At 68.6% G+C, this 20,261-nt stretch carries 20 protein-coding genes; 11 read left to right on the top strand and 9 right to left on the bottom strand.

Features of this window, described 5'->3' with window-relative positions; genetic code table 11:
- Nucleotide 1: 1 nt before the first annotated feature.
- Genes FKO37_RS00335 through FKO37_RS00325 form a run of 3 tightly spaced genes read left to right on the top strand, consistent with a single transcriptional unit; the run spans nucleotide 2 to nucleotide 2,780 of the window.
- The gene (locus FKO37_RS00335) at nucleotides 2-1,138 is read left to right on the top strand and encodes a class I SAM-dependent methyltransferase (RefSeq protein ID WP_238603437.1); all 1,137 of its coding nucleotides are present in this window, start codon (nucleotides 2-4) and stop codon (nucleotides 1,136-1,138) included.
- Nucleotides 1,135-2,070 (top strand): glycosyltransferase family 2 protein, encoded by a 936-nt coding sequence (locus FKO37_RS00330; protein WP_238603436.1) that lies wholly within the window; start codon nucleotides 1,135-1,137, stop codon nucleotides 2,068-2,070. Before FKO37_RS00335 ends, FKO37_RS00330 begins: the two co-directional genes overlap by 4 nt.
- A complete protein-coding gene (locus FKO37_RS00325; protein ID WP_238603435.1) occupies nucleotides 2,067-2,780 on the top strand; it encodes a polysaccharide deacetylase family protein in 714 nt (237 codons plus the stop codon). The genes FKO37_RS00330 and FKO37_RS00325 overlap by 4 nt, the downstream gene beginning before the upstream one ends.
- A gap of 5 nt (nucleotides 2,781-2,785) precedes the next feature.
- Here the strand turns inward: FKO37_RS00325 and FKO37_RS47470 are convergent, their stop codons facing one another.
- Nucleotides 2,786-3,940, bottom strand: coding sequence for a glycosyltransferase (locus FKO37_RS47470; RefSeq protein ID WP_238603434.1), 1,155 nt, complete (start codon nucleotides 3,938-3,940; stop codon nucleotides 2,786-2,788).
- A gap of 78 nt (nucleotides 3,941-4,018) precedes the next feature.
- On the opposite strand from FKO37_RS47470, the gene FKO37_RS00315 reads away from it, so the two are divergent.
- Both FKO37_RS00315 and FKO37_RS47465 read left to right on the top strand, forming a co-directional pair.
- The gene (locus FKO37_RS00315; protein ID WP_238603433.1) at nucleotides 4,019-4,864 is read left to right on the top strand and encodes a hypothetical protein; all 846 of its coding nucleotides are present in this window, start codon (nucleotides 4,019-4,021) and stop codon (nucleotides 4,862-4,864) included.
- A complete protein-coding gene (locus tag FKO37_RS47465; RefSeq protein WP_238603432.1) occupies nucleotides 4,861-6,387 on the top strand; it encodes an O-antigen ligase in 1,527 nt (508 codons plus the stop codon). The genes FKO37_RS00315 and FKO37_RS47465 overlap by 4 nt, the downstream gene beginning before the upstream one ends.
- 5 nt (nucleotides 6,388-6,392) lie before the next feature.
- Here FKO37_RS47465 and FKO37_RS00305 read toward each other — a convergent pair whose 3' ends face one another.
- Entirely contained in the window at nucleotides 6,393-7,208 is an 816-nt protein-coding gene (locus FKO37_RS00305) for a glycosyltransferase (protein WP_238603431.1), read from the bottom strand.
- 274 nt (nucleotides 7,209-7,482) lie between these two features.
- Between FKO37_RS00305 and FKO37_RS00300 the strand changes: the two genes are divergently transcribed.
- Complete coding sequence (locus FKO37_RS00300) at nucleotides 7,483-8,499, top strand: right-handed parallel beta-helix repeat-containing protein (RefSeq protein ID WP_238603430.1); 1,017 nt, start codon at nucleotides 7,483-7,485, stop codon at nucleotides 8,497-8,499.
- Between the two features lie 71 nt (nucleotides 8,500-8,570).
- Nucleotides 8,571-9,401, top strand: coding sequence for a hypothetical protein (locus FKO37_RS00295; RefSeq protein ID WP_238603429.1), 831 nt, complete (start codon nucleotides 8,571-8,573; stop codon nucleotides 9,399-9,401).
- Here FKO37_RS00295 and FKO37_RS00290 read toward each other — a convergent pair.
- A complete protein-coding gene (locus tag FKO37_RS00290) occupies nucleotides 9,323-10,522 on the bottom strand; it encodes an acyltransferase (protein ID WP_238603428.1) in 1,200 nt (399 codons plus the stop codon). The two genes, FKO37_RS00295 and FKO37_RS00290, sit on opposite strands and share 79 nt — an antisense overlap.
- 188 nt (nucleotides 10,523-10,710) lie before the next feature.
- Here FKO37_RS00290 and FKO37_RS00285 point away from each other — a divergent pair, with 188 nt between their 5' ends.
- From FKO37_RS00285 to FKO37_RS00275, 3 genes are all read left to right on the top strand, one after another.
- Nucleotides 10,711-11,646, top strand: coding sequence for a glycosyltransferase family 2 protein (locus tag FKO37_RS00285; protein WP_238603427.1), 936 nt, complete (start codon nucleotides 10,711-10,713; stop codon nucleotides 11,644-11,646).
- Nucleotides 11,643-13,145: a lipopolysaccharide biosynthesis protein gene (locus tag FKO37_RS00280; protein ID WP_238603426.1), complete on the top strand. Its 1,503-nt coding sequence runs from the start codon at nucleotides 11,643-11,645 to the stop codon at nucleotides 13,143-13,145. Before FKO37_RS00285 ends, FKO37_RS00280 begins: the two co-directional genes overlap by 4 nt.
- Nucleotides 13,146-13,282: 137 nt before the next feature.
- On the top strand, nucleotides 13,283-13,696 hold the full coding sequence (locus FKO37_RS00275) for a DUF2784 domain-containing protein (RefSeq protein ID WP_238603425.1): 414 nt from the start codon (nucleotides 13,283-13,285) through the stop codon (nucleotides 13,694-13,696).
- Nucleotides 13,697-13,714: 18 nt separating this feature from the next.
- On the opposite strand, the gene FKO37_RS00270 is transcribed toward FKO37_RS00275, so the two are convergent.
- The 4 genes from FKO37_RS00270 to FKO37_RS00255 form a co-directional block, all read right to left on the bottom strand.
- Entirely contained in the window at nucleotides 13,715-14,692 is a 978-nt protein-coding gene (locus FKO37_RS00270; protein WP_238603424.1) for a hypothetical protein, read from the bottom strand.
- Nucleotides 14,693-14,881: 189 nt separating this feature from the next.
- Nucleotides 14,882-15,754: an LLM class F420-dependent oxidoreductase gene (locus FKO37_RS00265; protein ID WP_037816326.1), complete on the bottom strand. Its 873-nt coding sequence runs from the start codon at nucleotides 15,752-15,754 to the stop codon at nucleotides 14,882-14,884.
- Nucleotides 15,751-16,620: an LLM class F420-dependent oxidoreductase gene (locus FKO37_RS00260; protein ID WP_238603423.1), complete on the bottom strand. Its 870-nt coding sequence runs from the start codon at nucleotides 16,618-16,620 to the stop codon at nucleotides 15,751-15,753. The genes FKO37_RS00265 and FKO37_RS00260 overlap by 4 nt, the downstream gene beginning before the upstream one ends.
- A 39-nt stretch (nucleotides 16,621-16,659) precedes the next feature.
- Entirely contained in the window at nucleotides 16,660-17,622 is a 963-nt protein-coding gene (locus FKO37_RS00255) for a YncE family protein (protein WP_238603422.1), read from the bottom strand.
- A gap of 147 nt (nucleotides 17,623-17,769) precedes the next feature.
- On the opposite strand from FKO37_RS00255, the gene htpX reads away from it, so the two are divergent.
- Nucleotides 17,770-18,618: a zinc metalloprotease HtpX gene (gene htpX, locus FKO37_RS00250; protein WP_182890326.1), complete on the top strand. Its 849-nt coding sequence runs from the start codon at nucleotides 17,770-17,772 to the stop codon at nucleotides 18,616-18,618.
- Between the two features lie 6 nt (nucleotides 18,619-18,624).
- On the opposite strand, the gene FKO37_RS47460 is transcribed toward htpX, so the two are convergent.
- On the bottom strand, nucleotides 18,625-19,419 hold the full coding sequence (locus FKO37_RS47460; protein ID WP_037816472.1) for a MerR family transcriptional regulator: 795 nt from the start codon (nucleotides 19,417-19,419) through the stop codon (nucleotides 18,625-18,627).
- A gap of 17 nt (nucleotides 19,420-19,436) precedes the next feature.
- Nucleotides 19,437-19,925 carry a VOC family protein gene (locus tag FKO37_RS00240; RefSeq protein WP_238603421.1) on the bottom strand — a complete coding sequence of 163 codons (489 nt, stop codon included), beginning with the start codon at nucleotides 19,923-19,925 and terminating at the stop codon, nucleotides 19,437-19,439.
- Nucleotides 19,926-20,261: the final 336 nt, after the last annotated feature.

Genomic DNA, 20,261 nt, shown 5'->3' with positions numbered 1-20,261 from the left:
GGTGGCCAGCCCGGTGGCGGACCCGCTGACCGCGGGCCCGGCGGAATCTGTCCGGTGCCGGTACTGCCGCGGCGCGCGTGGCGAGGTGGTGCTCGATCTCGGCCTGCAGCCGGGTTGCGAGCAGTTCGCCGAACCGGACGACGACGGGCCTGACCCGCGATTTCCGCTGCGCATGTGGCTGTGCGCGGCGTGCGGTCTTGCCCAGTTGGCGGAAGACCCCGGACTGCCCGAAACCGTGCTCGGCCTGGAGCCGCGTTCGATGCGGCAGCAGGCCGAGCACGTGCTCGACCGGCTGGCCGCGGAAGGCCGGCTGCGCGCCGGGCAGACGGTGGCCGAATTCGGCAGTCCGCACGGCAGTGCGTGGCTGCCGAGATTGCGGGGCCGGGGTCTTGTCCCCGAGGACGGACGCGCCGATCTCGTTTTCGACATTTACGGCATGCTGCACGAACCGAGCCAGAGCGACGCGCTGCTCAGCCGCTCGGCCCGGTTGGCGCCGGGCGGGCTGCTGGTGTTCCAGATGTTCAGCCTGGGCAGCGTAATGCGACTGGGACAGTGGGACGAACTGCGGCACGGGCACCACGCGTATTGGTCGCTGCCCGCGTTGGACGAGGCGCTGGGCCACTACGGCCTCGGCGTGCACCGGGCGTGGAACTGCCCGCTCGCGGGCGGCACGCTGGTGGCGCTCGCGAATCGAACTCCGGAGCCGGACCGCGACACGCGTGTCCTGATCGAAGCCGAGCGTGCGGCGGTGTCCGCTGGTGAGGTGCGTGCTCTGCAGAAACGAGCCGACACCGAAGCGGCCCGGTTGCGCGAGTGGCTCGTCGGCCGGAAGCTCGCCCGCCGCCGGGTGATCGGCTACGGCGCGGCTTCCCGGGCGGTGCCGCTGCTGTGCCACGCCGGGATTGACGACGACCTGCTGCTCGCGGTCGCGGACGCGTCGCCGGGCAAACAGGGGAGGCGAATGCCGGGCACGCGGATTCCCGTGATCGCCCCCGCTTACCTTCGCCGGGGCCAACCCGCTGATGTGCTGCTTCTGCTGCCGCATCTCCTGGACGAGGTCCGGCACAGCGTGCCGGAGGTCGAGGAGTGCGGCGGAAGGTGGGTCCGCGTGGACGACGTGCTGGCGGGACGCGCATGAGCGGGGTCGAACTGTCGGTGCTGATGGTTACCTACAACGCCGCGGCACACGCTGAACGCACGCTGCGGGCGCTGACCGGGCCGGCGGCTCCGTCGATGCCGTTCGAGATCCTCGTGAGCGACAACGGGTCGACCGACGGGGTGGCGGACATCGTCGACGACGTGGCCGGATCGGGCACGGTCAAGCGGCTGGGCCGCAACACCGGATTCGCTTACGGCGTGAATCGGGCCGCGGAACGCGCGTCCGGCCGCTATCTGCTGCTGCTCAATCCGGACGCCGAGCCGAAGCCGGGGGCCATCGACGCGCTGGTCGCGCACTTGCGGGCGAATCCCGCCGACGGGATCGCCGGCGGGCGCACGCTGGACGTGACCGGGCGGCTGGAACCGCGCAGCTGCTTCGGCCGGATCACCCCGTGGAGCTTGACCTGCTCGGCGCTCGGGCTTGCCGTGCTCTTGCGCGGGTCCCGGATTTTCGACCCGGAATCGCTCGGCGGCTGGGCACGGAATTCCGTGCGGCACGTCGACGTCGTCTCCGGCGGACTGATGCTGCTCAGCCGGGAGCTGTGGGACCGGCTCGACGGCCTCGACGAGGCGTTCCACATCTACGGCGAGGATCAGGATCTGTGCCGACGCGCCCGCGATCTGGGCTGCCGGCCGTCGATCACGCCGAGCTGCGAGGTCGTGCACGACGTCGGCGCTTCTTCGGCCGGCGATGTCGCCAGCCGTGACGTGCTCGTTCTGGCCGGGCGGGCCGGCGTCGTCCAGCGGCATCTCGGCCGTTGGCGACGGTACGGTCTCTTCATGCTGCGGTTCGGCGTCGCCGTGCGAGCGCTCGCGGAACGGGTGCTGCGGCGGCGTTCACGCTGGGCTCTGGTGTGGCAGCGGCGAGCCCAGTGGGAGTCCGGGTGGCCGGGCACCCGGGTGTCGTCGTGAGATCCGTGCTCCGGGCGGCGGTGCGCGCAGGCACCACCTGGGCGGGTTCGGTGCGCGCGGTCCGGACCGAGGAAGCACACGCGGTCCTGACCTTCGACGACGGGCCGGATCCGGTCGGTACCGAGCGCGTTCTTTCCGCCTTGGCGGCGAGGGGTGCGAGCGCGACGTTTTTCGTACTGACAGAGCGGGTCGGGAAATACCGCACGCTACTCGCGGAAACCGTCGCGGAGGGCCACGAGATCGCGTTGCACGGTCTCGATCATTCCCGGCTGACGCGGTTCGGTGCGCGCGAGGTCGGGACGCGGGTCGCGACTGCCCGCCGGGTGCTGGAGGACGCCCTCGGCACACCGGTGCGCTGGTTTCGTCCGCCGTACGGCGCGCAAACCCCGGCGACGTGGCGGGCTGTCCGGCGCACTGGTCTGGAGCCGGTCCTCTGGGGTCCGACCGCGTGGGACTGGCTCGACGAACCAGTGCCGGTCCTGGCCGCACGCGCGATGGAGGGCATGAAGCGCGGAGCGATCCTTCTCGCGCACGATGGTTACGGTGACGACCCCGGCGATCCTTCCGGTGCTCCGGCGCCGACGTTCGACCGCGGAGCGTTGGCGTCCGCCGTGCTTGACGCGCTGGCGGAGCGCGGACTGCGGGGGGTTTCGCTGGAGGCGGCGATGCGAACGGGCACCGCGGAGCGGTGGGCGTGGTTTCGGCGGTGAGGTGCTCAGCTGAGGATTTTGGCTGTCACAGCGAGGATTTCCTCCGCCGCGCGCCCCCAGGTGGCGTGTGCCAGCACTTCCGGAGCCTGCTGCACCGTGCGGGCGCGGACGCTTTCGTCTGCCAGCAGGTCAGCGATCAGGGCGGCGAGTTCCGCCGGGTCGTCGGTCGACACGAGGCCGCCGTTGTCTCCGGGGCGGATGATCTCCGGCATCGCACACCGGTCGCGGCCAACGCACGGGATACCGTGCGCCAACGCCTCGACGAACGCGATCCCGTACCCCTCGAAGTGGCTTGGCATCACGAAAAGGTCGTGCTGGTGGTAGAGCGCCGCCACCTGGTCGAGCGGGATCCTGCCGAGGAACCGCACACCGTCTGGGACCGGCCCCGGCAGCGGCCACGCGACGGGCCCGACGATCGTCAATTCGATCCGCGGATCCGACTCGCGTCGGAGAATTTCCCACGCTGCCAGCACCTCCGGTCCCGCTTTGCTGGTGAAGTCCTTTCCGACGAACAACAGCCGCGGCGGGCCAGCGCGCTCGGGAACCGTCGGCGCGGACTCGGGGAGAGCGTTGCAGCCCGGATTGACGACGTGGACCCGCTCCGCGGGCAGACCGGTCACCCGGATCAGGTGCCCGGCGAGCCATTCGCTCATCGCCAGCACCCCGGCCGCCTCCGCGTAGATCTCCAGTTGCCGCTCGCGCAGCTGTGCGAGCCGGCGCGCGTTCAAGTGCGGAAAATGCCGCAGCCGGCGTTCTTCGCGCAGCAGATCGAAACTCAGGTCCTGGTAGACGAGGTACGGCGTGCGCAGCCGCGCGAGGTCGCCGATCTGCAGTACCGCGTCACAGTCCGCGGCCGACCGCCGCAACCGCCTTCCGGCGAGCCCTTGGGTGAGCGGATGGTGTTTCCAGCCGCTTGCCCAGCGTCCCTCGTGGCGGTGCGCGGCGAGTACTTTCAGCGCCGTCCGCGCCGGGCGCGCCCAGGTGAGGCCGACGTCGCGCACGTCGGCCCGCTCGCGCAACGCGGCTCGCAAATACCAAGGCGTGTAAGACCAGGTCGGCTGTGGCGGGTCGTCCCACGCGCAGGCGAACCCGAGTGAGATCCGGCCGGATTGTCCTCGTTGCGGAGACGCGACACCAGACGGTGACCCTTGATCTGTCACGTTCGGACCGCCTTTGTCGATTCACTACTCGAGGGGCCGGGGGAGACCCATCCTGACGGCCAGGCGAAGGGCGGGTCAATGGACCTCTTCGGGATTTTCCGGATCGCGTTCCGGCGGTGGTACGTCCTTGCCGCCGCTCTGGTCGCGACGGGCCTACTGGGGTTCCTCGCCGCGAGCCAGGTCGCGCCGAGTTATTCGGTCAACGGCGTCCTCGTCGTGAACATCCCGTACGCGCAAGACGAAGCCGCGGCCGCGCGGCTGGCCGGCAACCCGTACTTCGACACCCGGACCGCCGCGTCGGTGATGGGGTCGATCGCGGATTCGCCGGACGTGCGCGACGTGGTCGGGAAGGCGGGTGGCAGCCCGGACTATGTGATCAATGTGGACAGTGGCCGTCCGCTGCTGCTGATCACCATCACCGGGAAGACCGCGCAAAGCTCGCTCAGCACCTACAGCCTGCTGTGGAAGGAACTCGATCGGCGGATGCAGGCGCTGCAGGACGTCAAGCAGATCCCTGCCCAGTTCCGGGTGACCGTCGACGACGCGCTGCAGCCCAAGGAAGCCGCGATCTCGAGCGGCAGCCGTACCAAGGTGCTGCTCGCCGCGCTCGCCATCGGTGTGGTGCTGGCGCTCGGATCGTCGGTGTATGTGGACTACCTGCTGCGCCGGCGCTCGGTCCGTGCCGCCGCGTCCGCCGCCGCCGCGACGGCTGACCCCGCCGCCGGTCCTCCGCCGGACGACGCCGCGGGCGTCGACGACCGGCGGATCGAATGGCCGGAGGAGAAAAGCGCGTCCAGGCCGGAACGCACCGCGACACCGCTGTCCGACCAGCCGACCCGCAAGTTCCGCCCGGTCGGGGTGAACGGCACGGTCGCCCGGTCGGGGGCGCGCGGTGACGTTCCCGAAGCCGAACGGGCACAGTGAGCGGCCTTCCGCGCTCCGGCCTGCGCGCCCGGCTGGGCCTCGGCGAGTTCATCCCGATCGAACGGCGCATCGACAAGCACCCGTGGCTGGCCACCGCCGCGCTCGGCGGCGGAGCGCTGGCGACGGTCGCCGAGGTATTCGTGCCGGACTTGACGTTTCTGGCCCTCGCCGTCACGGCACTGCTGATCGGGTACGCGTTCTCGCCCAAGGACGAGGTGACCGGGCTGACCCTCCTCCTCTCGCTGACGTTCTTGCTGCCCGCGAACCTGGTGATCGCCCCGCTCGGCCAGGCTGGCGTGCCGAGCGGGCTGCTGGCGACCGGGCTGTTCCTGATCTGGTTCTTCCTGCGGCTCGCGCCGGACCTCGGCACCGACCGCCGCTTCCAGCCGTTGCGGGTCTTGGTGCTGTTGGCGGTGGTGAGCCAGTTGGCGAGCTATGCGGCTGGACAGATCCGAGGGCTCAGCGCGCTCGAAGCGTCCGGAGCGAACTCCGGACTGCTCGGCGAGTTGAGTGCCATCGGCGTGCTTTTGTACACCGCGGACACGCTGCGCGACATCCGCGCGGTGCGCCGGGTGCTGACACGGGTGACCATGGGTGCGGCAGTGCTCGCCTTCGTCGCGGCACTGCAGTTCTTCGACATCGTCGATCTGTCGAAGATGATCCGCGTGCCGGGACTCACCGTGCACGAATCGACGGCGGACTTCGTCCAAAGCCGCGACGGCTTCAACCGGGTCGCCGGGCTCGCCACCCACCCGATCGAATACGGCGTGGTGCTGAGCATGGCGCTGCCGCTCGCGCTGCACCTCGCGCTGACCGCGCAACGCCACAAACCCGCGCGCTGGACGATCGTGGCGATGATCGCCGGCGGGATCCCGCTGTCCGTCGGCCGGTCGGCGATCCTCGCCACCGGGGTGGCGCTGCTCGTCTACCTGGGGTCCGTGCGGCTGCGGGCGTTGCTGAACCTGCTGCCGTTCGCGATCGCCGGATTCGTCGCGGTACAGGCGGGCGCGCCGGGTCTGCTGACGAGCATCAAGGGCCTGTTCACGAACGCGGGCACCGATCCGAGCATCCAGGGCAGGACCGACGACTACGCCGCGGTGTTCGGGCTGTGGCAGCACCACCCGTTCTTCGGCATCGGACCCGGCACCTACGTGCCGAAGCTGTACCGCGTGCTGGACAACGAGTATCTGTACGAACTCGTCACGGTCGGCGTCGTGGGACTGGCCGTGGGCTTGGCTCTGTTCGGGACGGGCTACTCGCTCGCGCGGCGGGTGCATCGAAGCGCGCCGAGCGCCGACGCGCGAGGCATGGGCCAGGCGCTGGCCGGTTCGATCGCCGCCGCCGCGGTCGCGGCGTTCACCTTCGACGCGTTCGGTTTCGCGATCATGTTCATCACGACGCACCTGCTGATCGGATGCGCCGCGGCGCTGTGGCGGGTGTCGGTTCGCGACGTGCCGGACGCGCAGCTGCAGCCGCCCTCATGGATCAGCAGGCTGGCGAACCAGAGCTGGCATCCGGTCTGAGGCTCTCAGCGAGTGGTTCCCCACGCGACCCGCTGGCGGCGGGCGCGGCGGATCGCGTCCAGCCCGCGCACGACGAGACTCACCCCGGCGAACACCGCCGCGTCGAGCAGCCGCACCTTCCGCTCGCGCACCAGGCGGGTCAGCGCGCCCACTCCGGCGGCACCGCTGGCTGCGGGCAGGCCCAGTTCGGCGAGCTGCCGATTTCCCGCGACGACGCGGATCCGCCTGCGGACCATGGCCGCGATGGTGCGCACCGGCGTCACCGTCACCTCGACCTCCCCGACCACCACCCGCTGCGCCGGGCCGATCCGGCGCTCTACGTAACCGTCGTCGGCGATGAGATTCTCCGGTAGCGGGAACGTCCGGGTGTGGCCCTCCTCCGAGAGCACGTAGACGCCGCGGCCCGCGCCGTTCGTCCGGACCGCCGGCAGTTGCTGCCACGCCGCGAGGTACCGGCGGACTAGCCACGACGCGTCCTCGGTGCGCAGGCGAACACCCGGGACCGCAAGCAGTGCACCGGTTTTCGCCAGAGCGGAGCCGAGCCGGAGCAACCCGTCCGCGTCGATGCCGATGTCCGCGTCCACGTACGCGCGGGGAAAGGTGACGCACCTCTCGTCGCCGAGGTTCAGCGCGTGCGCCTTGCCGGGGCGCGAGGTCTCCAGTACGAGGTCGCTACCGGCTGCGCGGGCGACTTCCGCTGTGCGGTCGGAAGATCCGTTCGCGACGACCACGCAGCGCAGCCGACGCGGTTCCCGGCACAGCTTTCGGACCACCGCGCCGACCGACGCCTCTTCATTGTGCGCAGGGATGACCACGTCCACTGGTGCAGTTTACGGAATGTCACCGCCGCGGCGGAAGAAGATCGTCCCGGGAAATTTCGGTGATTATTTCACTGGAAAGGGTGGAAGATCGATTTCCGGGCCGTGCCGGATGTCATTTCTGGTAAATAATCACGCTGGTCGGCACCGGTTTTCACGGGCTGTCACCGGGCGATGCCTTGCACTGCCGAGGGCAACCGTGCATAGTCCCTCTCGTTCCATCACAAAACGATCTCGATTGCATTTCTGTGATCTTTACCTTGGAGGTGAGGCGCTCTTGCGCCGCATCCTTGTTTCCGCGGGTCTCATGGCCGCCGTCCTCACGGCCGCCTTCGTGGTGATCCAGCTCGGCGGGGGGTTCGCCAGCCAGCCCCCGGCGGCGGTGGCCGACGCGTCGTGGCACACCCGCCACCACGGGGCCGACCGGCACTTCCGCCCGGCCACCCCGTCTTCCGTCCCCACGCAAACCTCGTCCCCCGAACAGCCCGCGCCTCCGGCCGCGTCCGCCGCGCTGTCGGCGTCCGCCACCAGCGCCGCTCAGTCCACGTCCGCGCAGCCCGCACCCGCCGGCGGGTACGGCGTGCCGGCCGGCGTCACGCTGAAGAGCGTCCAGGACGTGACCGCCGACCAGGCCGGCCAGGTCCTCGACGCGCTGAACGTGAGCGGCACGATCACCGTGTCGGCTCCCGACGTGACGATCAAGCGCAGCAAGTTCACCGGCAGCGGCCAGGACTGGGCGGTGCGCACCACCGGCAAGGGTTCGGTGCGGATCGAGGACTCCACGTTCTCCGGCGACTACCAGAGCGAAGCGATCAGCTACCACAACTGGAGCGCCACCCGGATCGACCTGTCCGGAATGAGCAACGACGGAGCGAAACTGGGCAACAACGTGTCGCTCACCGATTCCTGGATCCACGATTTCAAGCCCGCCGCCGGTGCGCACAGCGACGGCGTGCAGTTGGTCGAGGACGTGGGCAACATCGTGATCAAGAACAACAAGATCGACCTCGGCTCCCGGGTCGGCAACGCGGCGATTTTCCTGTCCCCGGACATCGGCGCCGAGAACCCGTCGGCCGGCCCGATCACGATCGACAGCAATACGCTCGGCGGCGGCGGTTACACGCTTTACAGCGTGAACGGCCGCGAGGGAGCGACGTTGCAGAACGTTTCGGTGACGAACAACAAGTTCGTCAAGGACGCAGTGTACGGCCCGGTGTACTCCAGCGAGTTCGTCGCGAAAACGGTCTCCGGCAACACGTACGCGGACGGCAGCGCGCTGCAGATGCCGTCCTGATCGGCGGTCCGGCCCGGTACCACTCTCTCGGCAGCATCGGGCCGGACCGTGTTCCGGGTATCGTCGCGATAGTGCGACCGGCGAAACTGCTTGTGGTCGCGGCGGTGGTGGTTGCCGCGGCCGCAGCCGCCGTCGTCGTGGCCGTGTCCGCTCAGCGCTGCGAACCCTCCGCCGACTCCGATGCCCGGTCGTCTCCCTGCCCGGCCCAGACCGGTTCGCTGACCGCGGACCGGCCGGGAATGGTGCTGAGCGGTCTCGATGTGCGCGGCATGCTCACCGTCACGGCGCCGGGAGTGGTGGTGCGGAACAGTAAATTCACCGGTGACGGCAGCACGCCGTGGGGAATCCGCACCAGCAACGAAGGTTCGGTCCGGATCGAGGACACCTTGATCACCGGGGATTACACCGACGCCGGGATCGCGTACGGAAACTGGTCGGCGATCCGGGTCGAGATTACGGGAATGTCCAACGACGGCGCGAAACTCGGCGCGCACACGTCGATCACCGACTCGTGGATCCACGACTTCGCCCCCTCGCCGGGCGCGCACTCGGACGGGCTGCAGCTCACCGAAGACGTCGGCGACGTAGTGGTGAAGAACAACCGTATCGAGATCGGCACCGGCGAGGGGGCCAACTCCGCGGTGTTCCTTTCCCCGGACATCGGACCCGACCATCCCGACGCGGGCCCTGTCGTCATCTCCGGCAACACTCTCGGCGGTGGCGGCTACACGTTCTATTCGGTCGGAGGCCAGCAGGGCGCTCGGCTGAAGGACGTCGTCTTCACCGGCAACACTTTCCTGCCCGGCGCGAAATACGGGCCGATCTACCCTTCGGAATTCGACGTCCGCATCGCGTCGGGCAACGTGTTCGCGGGAGGCGCGCCGGTGCCGCTGCCGCGCTGAGACAGGCTCGCGCGTACTGCGGCGAGCAGTGCCGCGGCGGACCGGTGCCGCTGGAACGGCAGTTCGAACACGGCCGCGAAACCGCGGGCGAAGACGAGCGCCACGGGAAGGACGATCACAGTCGTGAGCAGGAACGCAGGCAGCCCGGCCGGCACATGCGGTCCGATGAGCAGCCTGCTGACCACCGCAACGATCGGCACATGCACCAGATACAGGCTGTAAGAACAGGACCCGAGTGCCCGCAGCGGTGCGGTGTCGAGGAGCCGCACCAGACCCCTGGGACGCCCTTGTGCGAGTCCGGCGAGCAGCGCCGCCGTCGGGAACGCGGCGAGCAAGTCGATCCAGAAATAGTTGCTGACCGTGCGCACGGAGCCCAGCACCGCGATCAGCCCGGCAATCCCCACTCCGCCGCCGAGGGCCAGCCATGGCCACGGGACTCGGTGCCGCGCTCCCGGAGCGAGAACTCCGGCCGCGACCGCACCGAGCGTGAAAAGCACGGCGAACTCCGGAGTCGCGTGGAGCAGCGAGGCGAAAACCGGTACTTGTCCCGACAGCAGCCGGATGAGTATGACGCCGGTGCACACGCACACCATCAGCGTGATCGCACCGACGTGCCGCCGCAGCACAAGCAGCAGCGGGAAAACCAGGTAAAGCTGAGCTTCCACCGCGATCGACCAGAACGCACTGTTCGGGCTCGGCGCGGACACCGCGTCCTGGACCAGGAAACCGAAAACCAGCAAGGATTTTCCGGTCGGAACCACATCCGGCGTCTCGGTCACCAGGAACCGCGCGACCAGGAAGCTCAGCAGCAGCGCGGCCCAGTATGCGGGCAAAATGCGCCATGCCCGCCGGCGGAGGAAGGTACGGACGCGCCCCAGCCGCCAGTCTCTCTGTGCCGGAGCCGCAGCGAGGGAAAACCCGGACAGCACAATGAACAAGACCACCGCGAGATGCCCGTACAGCAGAGGCGACAGCCACGGCGGGCCGTTGTCGGCGGGGAAGCCGGGGTAGGCGAAGAGCCGGCAGTGGTGCAGCACGACGAACAGCGCGGCGATCCCGCGGAGGCCGTCCAGCCCGGAGAGCCGGGCGCGCGCGGTCTTCTCCGGTTCGGTGCCGGTCATGTCGCTAACTCCCCGCAGCCGGTTCCGTTGTCCCGGTGACACCGGGGCCGGAGAAATAACAATGCCGTCCTCAGTACATCGCAACCGGTGCCGTACGCGTAACGTCGATCGGCGGTTTCCGATTCCGTTGGCGATGAGGTGCGCGGGCCGGACCCGCCGCCCGGCGTCAGAACGGCGGAGGGGCAGGCATGGCGTACGGAGCAAGCGCAGTCGGAGGACGCAGACCGTTGTTGTCGCTGGCGATGCCGATCTACAACGGCGAACGGTTCCTCGCCCAGGCGCTCGACAGCATTTGTGCCCAGGATCTCGCCGACTGGCAGTTGTTGATCTGCGACAACGCTTCGTCCGACGGCACCGAAGCGATCGCGAAGGAGTACTGCGCGCTCGATTCGCGCATTTCGTACGTCCGGCACGATCGCAACCTCGGCGCGGCGCGCAATCACAACTACGGTTTTCACCACACCGACGGCGACTATTTCGCGTGGGTGCATGGCGACAACGTCTACCTGCCCACCTACTTCAGCCGGTGTCTGGAGGAACTGCGCGCGCACCCGGAGGCGTCGTGCGCGCACACCGTCGCGGTGGACATCGACGTCGACGGCAACCGCACGCACCGCTGGGACGAAAACTTGCGAGCCGAACACCCGGACGTCGCGGTGCGGTTCCGCGACCTGACCCAGCGCGACCACATGTGCTTCGCATGGTTCGGCGTCGTGAACCGGGATCTGCTCGCACTGACGTCGCTGCACGCGTCGTTCGATTCGGCCGACCGCCTGGAGATCGTCGAACTCGCCTTGCACGGGCCGATCCGGTTGGTCGACGAAGAGCTGTTCCTGCACCGCGAACACCCCGGCCGCATCATGCGGCAGGCGCCCACCGCACGGTCGCGATACCTGATTCTCGACCCAGAGTGGCGCGGCCGGATCCCGTTTCCAGTGCTCAACATCGGCCGCCAGTACGCGCTCGCGGTGCTGCGGTCCCGGATCAGCCCGCGCGACAAGGTCCGCTGCCTGCTGCAGATGCGCGGATGGCTGCGCACGAACTGGAGGCGGATCTTGCGCACCGTCGCTCGCGGCGGGTACGAGTACGCGAAGCTCGCGGTACGCGCGGGGAACCGCCGGTGACGACGCACGCGGAGCAGCCCGCCCCCGCACCGCCGCGCTCGACGGCGGCAGCCGCGGCGAATGGCACTCGCTGGACTGTCGTGGCGATGATCGTGCGCCAATTCGGGCGGCTCGGCTTCGCGGTGGTGCTGGCTCGGCTGCTGGGTCCCACGGACTTCGGCGTCGCGGCGGCCGCGACGGTGTACATCTCGCTTACCGCGGTGCTGCTCGAAGCCGGTCTGTCGTCGAGCATCGTGCAGAAGCCGGATCTGCGGCCACAGGACGAAGGGGTCACGTTCTGGACGCTGGCCGCGATCGGGCTCGCGATGGCCGGGGCAACAGTGCTGTTCTCAGACGAAATCGCGGGCTTTCTCGACGTGCCGGACCTCGGCCCGGTGCTGATCGCGCTCGCCGCCAGCCCGGTCCTCAAGGGTGTGTCCAATGTGGCCGCCGCGAAACTGCAGCGGAACCTGAGGTTCCGCGCGATGGCGGTCACCGAGATCGCGGGCACCCTGCTCGGCGGAGCGATCGGCGTGGTCGCGGCCGAGTTCGGCATGCGGTATTGGGCACTGGTCGTGCAGCAGGTCGGCACCGACCTCATCGTGCTGGTTTTCTGGTTCGCCGCCGCGGGCCTGCCGAAGATCGCGGTGGACAAGGAAGCGTGGAAGTACCTGCGAGTGTTCGGCCTGCCGCTCGTGGGTGCGCAGCTGATCGGCTACGCCGCGCGCAACGTCGACAATGTCGTGGTGAGCCGGTTCCTCGGGCAGACCGCGCTGTCGTACTACACGGTGCCGTACCGGATCATGCTGATTCCGGTGAGCCTGCTGGGGAACGTGGCGAACCGCGTGGCGTTCCCGGTGTTCGCGAAGGTGCAGGACGACGTAGCCCGGGTGCGGTCGGTGTTCCTCCGGATCACCGGGGTGATCGCGCTCGTGGCACTGCCCAGCATGCTCGGGGTGGCCGTGCTCGCCCCGGACTTCGTGGAGACGGTGTTCGGTGCACAGTGGCTGCCTTCGGCTCCGGTGGTGACGGCGCTCGCGGTCACCGGTGTGCTGCAGTCGCTCACCACGCCCGGAGGGTCGGTATTCATGGGGCTGGGCCGTGCGGACGTCTCGCTCCGCTGGGCCTGGATTCCGCTCACTCTGATGGTGCCCGCGTTCTTCCTGGGGCTCCCGTGGGGCGTGACCGGGGTGGCGACGGCTTACACCATCGCGACGGTCGTGATCACGCCGTTCCTCGTGCGTGCGATCGGCAAACTCGCCGGCTTCGGGCTGGGCACCTGGATCCTGACCATCCTTCCCGCGTTCATCTCCTCGATGCCCGCGGTCGCGGCCGCGTGGGTGGTGCACATCGTCTTGCGCCAGCACGGGGTTCCGGCGATCGTGACGCTCGTCGCCGGACTGGCCGTGGTGCTGGCCGGTTACCTCGGGTTCCTGCGGCTGTTCTTCCCTGGGGCATTCCGCGAGGGCCTGTTCGCGGCGCGCATGCTGTCGACTGGAAAACTGCTGAAAAACAGCTGATCCGAGGTCACGATCGGGGGAATGCGGAAACGATCCGTGTCCCCGGTGCGATTTCCCGAATGTCGCCTGCCCGTTGCCGAGTCTCGGCAATGGAGTGGAGAACCGGGGGCAACCCGGTGAGCGGAGGGAGGAAACCCTTGGCCGCACAGCTGCTGGCTTACATCCTGCTGGGCGTGCACTTCTTAGTGCTCGGCTACCTGATTTTCGGTGGATTCGCGGCGTGGAAATGGCCGGGTGCGTTGTTCGCGCACATTCCGCTGGTGGCGTGGGCGATTGTCAGTTCGATTTTTCCGCTCGCCTGCCCGCTTACCGAAGCGGAAAACGGGCTGCGCCAGGCCGGCGGCCTGCTGCCCTACACCCAAGGCTTCGTAGAGACCTATCTCGCAGGCGTGCTCTACGACCCGCACCACGTCAACCGTTTTCGCGCCGTGATCGGATTGCTGGTCGTGGTCAGCTGGCTGGGTGCCTGGTGGTACGCACATCGCAGGAGGGCGGTTCGCCGGTTGCTCGACTCCGCGCCGCCGAACTCGTCGCGGCTCCCGGTCAACTAGCAGGGACCGGTCGGGCGGTCACACCTTCGCGCTGTCCGAGCTGTCAGCTGTCCGGCTCTTTTCCGGCACTCGCCGCAGCCACGCCTCGCGCCAGTAGATGTAGTCCGAGCGCGGGCAGTACCGGTTGAACTGCCCGGCGCAGTTGACCTGGTCGATGACCACGCAATCGCGCAGCTTCAGCATCTTGCCGGTGACCTCGTCGACGATCTTCTCGACCTTCCCGAGCACTCTGCCTCGGCGGCCCGCGTACGGCAGCATCTCCGCGTCGAACCACAGGCCGCGGTTGCGGTTGTTCGGGCCGAGGGCCGCCATGATTTCGTCCTTGCTCTTGACCTCGACCAGTTCGCCCGGCTGGAGGTCGAGGTCGGCGGGTGCCTGTTTCGCCGCCCCGGTGCCGCGGTAGAACGGGTAGTACGAGCCGCCGCGGATCCGCAGCCGCGGCGGGAGTTTGCGGCACAGTTTCTGGAAGTTGTTGAACGCGGAGATCGCCAGGCTTCGGAGAGTCGAGCCGAGCGGCACGTTCCCGGTCCGCACGTCGTCGACGTACTGTCGCCAATCCTGCACGGGCAGGTACGACGTCGCACGCACGAGTTCGGTGGCCTGGCAGCGGTAGAGCGGTTCGCCGTCGGCGTCAGTGCCGGCCCGGGTGCCGGATTCGACGACCTCGAGCGGCAGCGGAATGGTTCCGGTGCGGGGCCGTTCCGGACGGATGGGGCTGCCGTCGAGCCGTTCGAGCCACTCTTCCTTGAAGAACAGCTGGCATCCGGCCTGGCAGCCGCCGTGCGCTTGGCCGTCGCACCGCGCACCCGCGAGGTGCACCGCACGGTCCATGCGACGGCTGGTGCCCTTGTGGTTGATGGTGTCGCAGGTTTTGTGCGCGCTCAGGTGCACTGGCAGCTCCCGCCCGGCGAACCGCAGTGTTTCCGGCATCAGCGGAAGTCCGTCGATCGTGCCGTTCTGGTCCAGGGTCGCGAGGATTTCCTCGGCACTGCGCACTCGCACACGCTCTCCGGTGTGCAGAACAGGACGGGACGGTCTGCTGGCGGGCATTGGTTTCTCCCTGGATGCGCCGAGCGGTCGTCCGAGATGTCGTTGCTGCGCCCTGATTTCGTTACGGTTATCAGTTTTCCGGCTGTCCGGCGGAGCGGGTGCCGGGCGACGCGACGGCCACCCGGCACCGCCGGATCACAGTTTTTCCGCCGCCGGGATCACTTCGGTGGCGAACCGTTCGAGCACCGCCGGGTCCGGCACGCCGTGCGCCCAGCCGGTCGCGACGGTGAACCCGAGCTCCGACAGCCGGCCGAGTTCGTCCAGCAGTTCCCCGGTTTTCTCGCCGTTTTCGCCGGTGTCGAGCCGCAGCGAAGCGGTTTTCGTGATCTCGGAGTAGTCGCGGCCGACGTCCTCGCAATGCTGCTTCAGGACTTCCAGTTTGCGCGGAAGGTCCGCGTTGGGCAGCAGATTGCAGATGTCGCCGTATTGCGCGACGAACCGCAGGGTCTTCTTCTCGCCGCTGCCCCCGATCATGATCGGCGGATGCGGACGCTGGATCGGCTGCGGGCTGTTGAGCAGCCGCTCACCGCTGAAATGCGTTCCGGTGAACGGTTCGTCGCTGTCCGACCACATCTGGTGGACGTACCGGAGCGCGTCCTCGAGCTGTTCGAACCGCTCCTTCATCGGCGGGAATCGGAACCCGAGCGCGCGGGATTCCTCCTCGTTCCAGCCTGCCCCGATGCCGAGGATCGCCCGCCCGCCGGACAGCACGTCGAGCGTCGTCGCCGCCTTCGCGAGCAGCCCGGGGTGGCGGTAGATGACGCCGGTGACGAGCGTGAGCAGCTTGACGCGCTCGGTGTGCGCGGCCAGGAAGCCGAGCGTGGTCCAGGCTTCCAGCATTTCGTGCTCGGGCGGGCCGTAGCTCGAAATCTGGAAGAAATGGTCCATCACCGACAGGTATTCGAACCCGGCCTCGTCCGCCGTCCGGGCCACCCGCGCCAGGTCCGCGCCGAGCGCCGCCGGGCCGTTCGGCCAGGTCTGCTGAGCCAGGTGCAACCCGAGTTTCATGCCAACTCCTTAACCGCCGGAATGATGTCTTGCGCGAAAATCTCGATCCGGTCCCGACCCAGGCCGCCGGGCAGCGGGCCGATCACGGCGTGCACGCCGAGCCGGTGCAGCCGCTGCGCCTCGGCGAGAAATTCGCCGGTTTTCTCCCCGGACGGACCGATGTCCAGGTAGTGGTAAACGGTCTTGGCGATCTCGGCGTAGTCGCGGCCCTCGGTTTCGCAGTGCCGCTTGAGCACGTCGAGCTTCCGTTCGAGATCCGGGCCGTTGCCGATGTTGCAGAAGTCGCCGTACTTCGCGACGAGCCGCAGCGTCTTCTTCTCGCCCCCGCCGCCGACCATGATCGGCGGCCGGTGCGGCGGCTGCGGACTGCTGAGCAGTCGTTCGGCGGTGAAATGCTTGCTGGAGAACGGTTTTTCGTCCGCATCCCACATTTGCCGGACATACTGCAGGTTCTCTTCGAGCAGCTCGAACCGTTCCGAGGTGGACGGAAACGGGAAGCCGAGACCCCGGGCTTCTTCCTCGTTCCACCCGGCCCCGATGCCGAGCATGGCCCGCCCGCCGGACAGCACGTCGAGCGTGGTGACCGCCTTCGCGAGCAGGCCGGGATGCCGGTAAATCGCGCCAGTGACGTAGGTGAACAGTTTCGCGCGCCGGGTGTGCGCGGCGAAGTAGCCGAGCGTCGTGTACGCCTCAAGCATGGGGTGATCGCTCGGACCAACGCTGGGAATCTGGAAGAAGTGGTCCATCACCGCGAGATACGCGAACCCGGCGTCGTCCGCCGCCCGCACCGCCTCGGCGAGTTCGCCGCCGAGCGCGGCGGTCCCTCCCGGCAGCGTGAAGTCGGGCACCTGGAGGCCAAGTTCCATACCCGACACCGTATACCTGGAGTAACTTCATGTGCGCAGTCAGAAATCGCGCACCACGTTGACCGTGCCGTGCAGCGGATCGGTCACGTACACCGTGTGCGTGCGCTGATCCACCGCCACGGCGCCCGGGTTCACCCCGAGACTCAGTTCGCCGTTCAGGGTCCCGGTTTGTCCGTCCACGCGGGACAGTCCATTTTGCCCGCCGTTGGTGTACACGACATCGCTGGCCTGATGCACCGCGAGCGACGAAGCTTCACTGCGCAGCAGCACCGTCTTCACCTGCGCCCGCGCCGAGCCGTCCACAATGGACATATGGTGGATCGCCGAGTTCGCCACGAACACCGATCCGCTCAGTTCGTGGACGTCGATCCCGGTAGGAGAAGCACCCACCGGAACGCTCGCGGTGAACGTGCCCGCGTCCAGGTCGCAGATTTCGACCGAGTTCGTGTTCGGGCTGGTGCAGTAGGCGCGCCGTCGGCCGCGGTCGAGCGCGATCCCGGCGAGGCCCGGCTTCGGCGCTGGCAGCAGGTCCTGCTGAGTGAGACTGATGCTGTCGAGCACCGCGAACGTGCCGGTCTTGCCGCTCACCGCGTACACGAGGTTGGCCTGCGGATCGATCGCGAGCGCCGACGCACCCGCCCCCGCGCTGACGGCGCTCAGGAACCGGTGCGTCTGGCTGTCGAAGGCGAGCACTGTGCCGCCGGCCGGATTGGTGACGTAGATCCGCTCGGTGTCCACCGCCACATCGCTCGGTTCCCCGCCCACCGCGAGCGCGGCCACGACCCGTGCCGCGTCCGGATCGAGGACGACGACCATGCCGGACGCCTGGTCGGCGGCGTACACCAGCCCGGTGACCGGACTCACCGCGAGCGCCGCAAGCGTCCCGCCGACCTGCACGCTGGTGACCCGCCCGGACGCCCCCGCGGTACCGCCGAGGAGCGCCGCCGCACCCGCGCTGACCAGGCCGAACAGCCCTCTCCGGGACCACTGGGAACCGCGCATCGCTCACCTGCCCCGGTCGGTTGGGTTGCCCGCCGACCCTAACCCGGACGAGGATCGGCTGAAGGAACTTCGCGTCCCCCGATCGCGTTGTTTCCAGTGAGTAACCCACCTTGCGGCACCTGCCAGAGCGGACGGAGGCAAGCGCGCGTGCACAAGCACCACAACGGACTGAAGACGGCGATGCTGCTCGGTCTGCTCTCCGCGATCATCGTCGGGATCAGCGGATTGTTCGGCCGCGGAGCCCTGGTGATCGGCCTGGTCGTGGCGCTGGGGATGAACGCCTACGCCTACTTCAACTCCGAGAAAATGGCCCTGCGCGCGATGCACGCGCGGCCGGTGTCGGAGGTCGAGCAGCCCGCGATGTACCGGATCGTGCGGGAGCTGGCGACGTCCGCGCGGCAGCCGATGCCCTCGCTGTACGTGAGCCCCACCGCGGCGCCCAACGCCTTCGCGACCGGGCGCAACCCGCAGCACGCGGCTGTGTGCTGCACCACTGGGATCCTGGAGCTGCTCGACGAGCGTGAGTTGCGTGCGGTGCTCGGGCACGAGTTGTCGCATGTGTACAACCGGGACATCCTGATCTCGTGCGTCGCCGGGGCGCTGGCGAGTGTGGTCAGCGTGCTGGCGAACATCGCGTTCTTCTTCGGCGGGAACGACCGCGAGGGCAACCCGTTCATGTCGCTGCTGCTGGTCTTGATCGGCCCGATCGCGGCCGGGGTGGTGAAGATGGCGGTGAGCCGGTCGCGGGAGTACCAGGCGGATGCTTCCGGGGCTGAGCTGACCGGTGATCCGCTGGCGCTGGCCTCGGCGTTGCGGAAGCTGGAGCGGGGGACCCGGGCCGCGCCGCTCGCCCCCGAACCGGCGGTGGTTTCGCAGTCGCATCTGATGATCGCGAACCCGTTCCGGCCCGGGGCCGGGCTGAGCAAGATGTTCTCGACGCACCCGCCGATCGAGGACCGGATCCGGCGGCTCGAGGAGATGGCCCGCGGCCGCTGACCCGCGTTACTCCCATTCCGCGGTAGCCGGATCCACCCCGTGCACGATCGCGTTGGCGAAGATCACGTCGCGCAGCCAGCCCGCGAGACCAGGCGCCAACGCGTCGTAGTACTCCGTGTATCCGGCTTCCTCCACGAACTTCCGCCCGAGACACACCTGCATCGAATGCGTGCAGTCGAAGTACCGCGACAAGGTCGCCCGATGCCGCTCCGCGAGCGTGTTCGCCTCCGCCGACCCAGGCTCTACCCCGGCCCGCCGCGCCGCCGCCAGGTCCGCGTGGAGCGTCTCGTGCTCGGCCGCGGCCTCCTGCCAGTCCTGCGGGGTCAGTTCGGTGGTCCGCTCGCGGTACTCCGCCCACTGCCGCGTGTCGCCCCAGCGCTCCGCGGCCTCGTCGACCCACTCCGGATCCCACTCGGACCCGAAGATCTCGACCTGCTGCTCCGCCGTCAACTGCATCCCGCCCCGGGTCGCCGCCGCCATCCGGTCCACCGCGGACGCCATGTGCTCCAACCGCGCGATCCGGTCGCGCAGCTCGCGCCGCTGCCGAGTCAGATGCGCGTGCGCGTCGGCGGTCGGATCGTCCAGCAGCCGCCCGATCTCGGACAGCGGAAAGCCGAGCTCGCGGTACACGAGCACCCGATGCAACCGCGCGATGTCCTCGGCGGAGTACACCCGGTAGCCGGCCCTGGTGCGCCCGCTCGGACGCACCAGGGCGACGGCGTCCCAGTGATGCAGGGTTTTGACACTCACGCCGACCAGCGTCGCCGTGCGTCCGACAGTGAGGCCGTCTTGCTCGGTCACGACCTCAGTGTCGCAGCTCACGGCCGTGGCACGTCGATCCCCACAGCACGCATCCCCTCCGCGACCGGCCCGTCCGGATCGATCGGCTCCGCCGCGGTCATCACGACCCTCGTGCCCTCCGGCGTGACGACCGTCAACTCCCGCGAGTTCCACGGCATCAACTCCGGCCCGCTAGTGCACCCCGGCGTGATTTCCTCACACCGCTTGGCGATTTCGTCGAGTTCGCTGAGCACGCAGGAGAAACTGATGCTGACTTCACTCGGGGTCGCTGGGGTCCCGGGCTTGAGCAGGACGTCCTGAAACGCCCAGCGCCGCAGATGCACGATCTGGCCGGGCAAGGTGAACAGGTTGTCGAAGCCGAGCCCGCGAAGCCAGAAGTCCGTGGAGGCATCGAGGTCGGCGGTGGGCACGTTGGGGAACATCGGCATCCCGTAGAAGCCGAGATAGTTGCCCGGAGACACCGCGTCGTAGGCGGGGGTGGGAACCGGGCCGCGAAATTCGTTCATGGGGAGAGGGTGGAGCCTCCTGTCGCAGGAGGGTCAAGTCCGGGCTTGTGGCAGGGTCGTAAATTGACGAGCAGTCGAGAACAGCCGCGTGACTCGGCACCGGGGCCGTTCTGGCGGTGTGGCAGTGCGGGATCCGAACCCGGGACGGCTGAGTTGTCTGCTCTGTTGGCCAGCGGAAAGCTTGCTTTGACCTGTGGGGTTGTTGAGTGTGCGGCCGCGGAGCGATGGGGCGGTTACTTTGTCAGGATCAGGCGGACTTGGCCCCCGACCGTGTAATTGCCGCTCTCCCGATACTCTCTTCGCTCATATGTTCGATAGAATCGAGATTTCAGTCTC

It is taken from the genome of Amycolatopsis sp. Poz14, from assembly GCF_006704225.1.
Classification (GTDB): Bacteria; Actinomycetota; Actinomycetes; order Mycobacteriales; family Pseudonocardiaceae; genus Amycolatopsis; species Amycolatopsis nivea.
The sequence above is the reverse complement of the archived record's forward strand: the minus strand, read 5'-3'. Positions and strand labels throughout refer to the sequence as shown.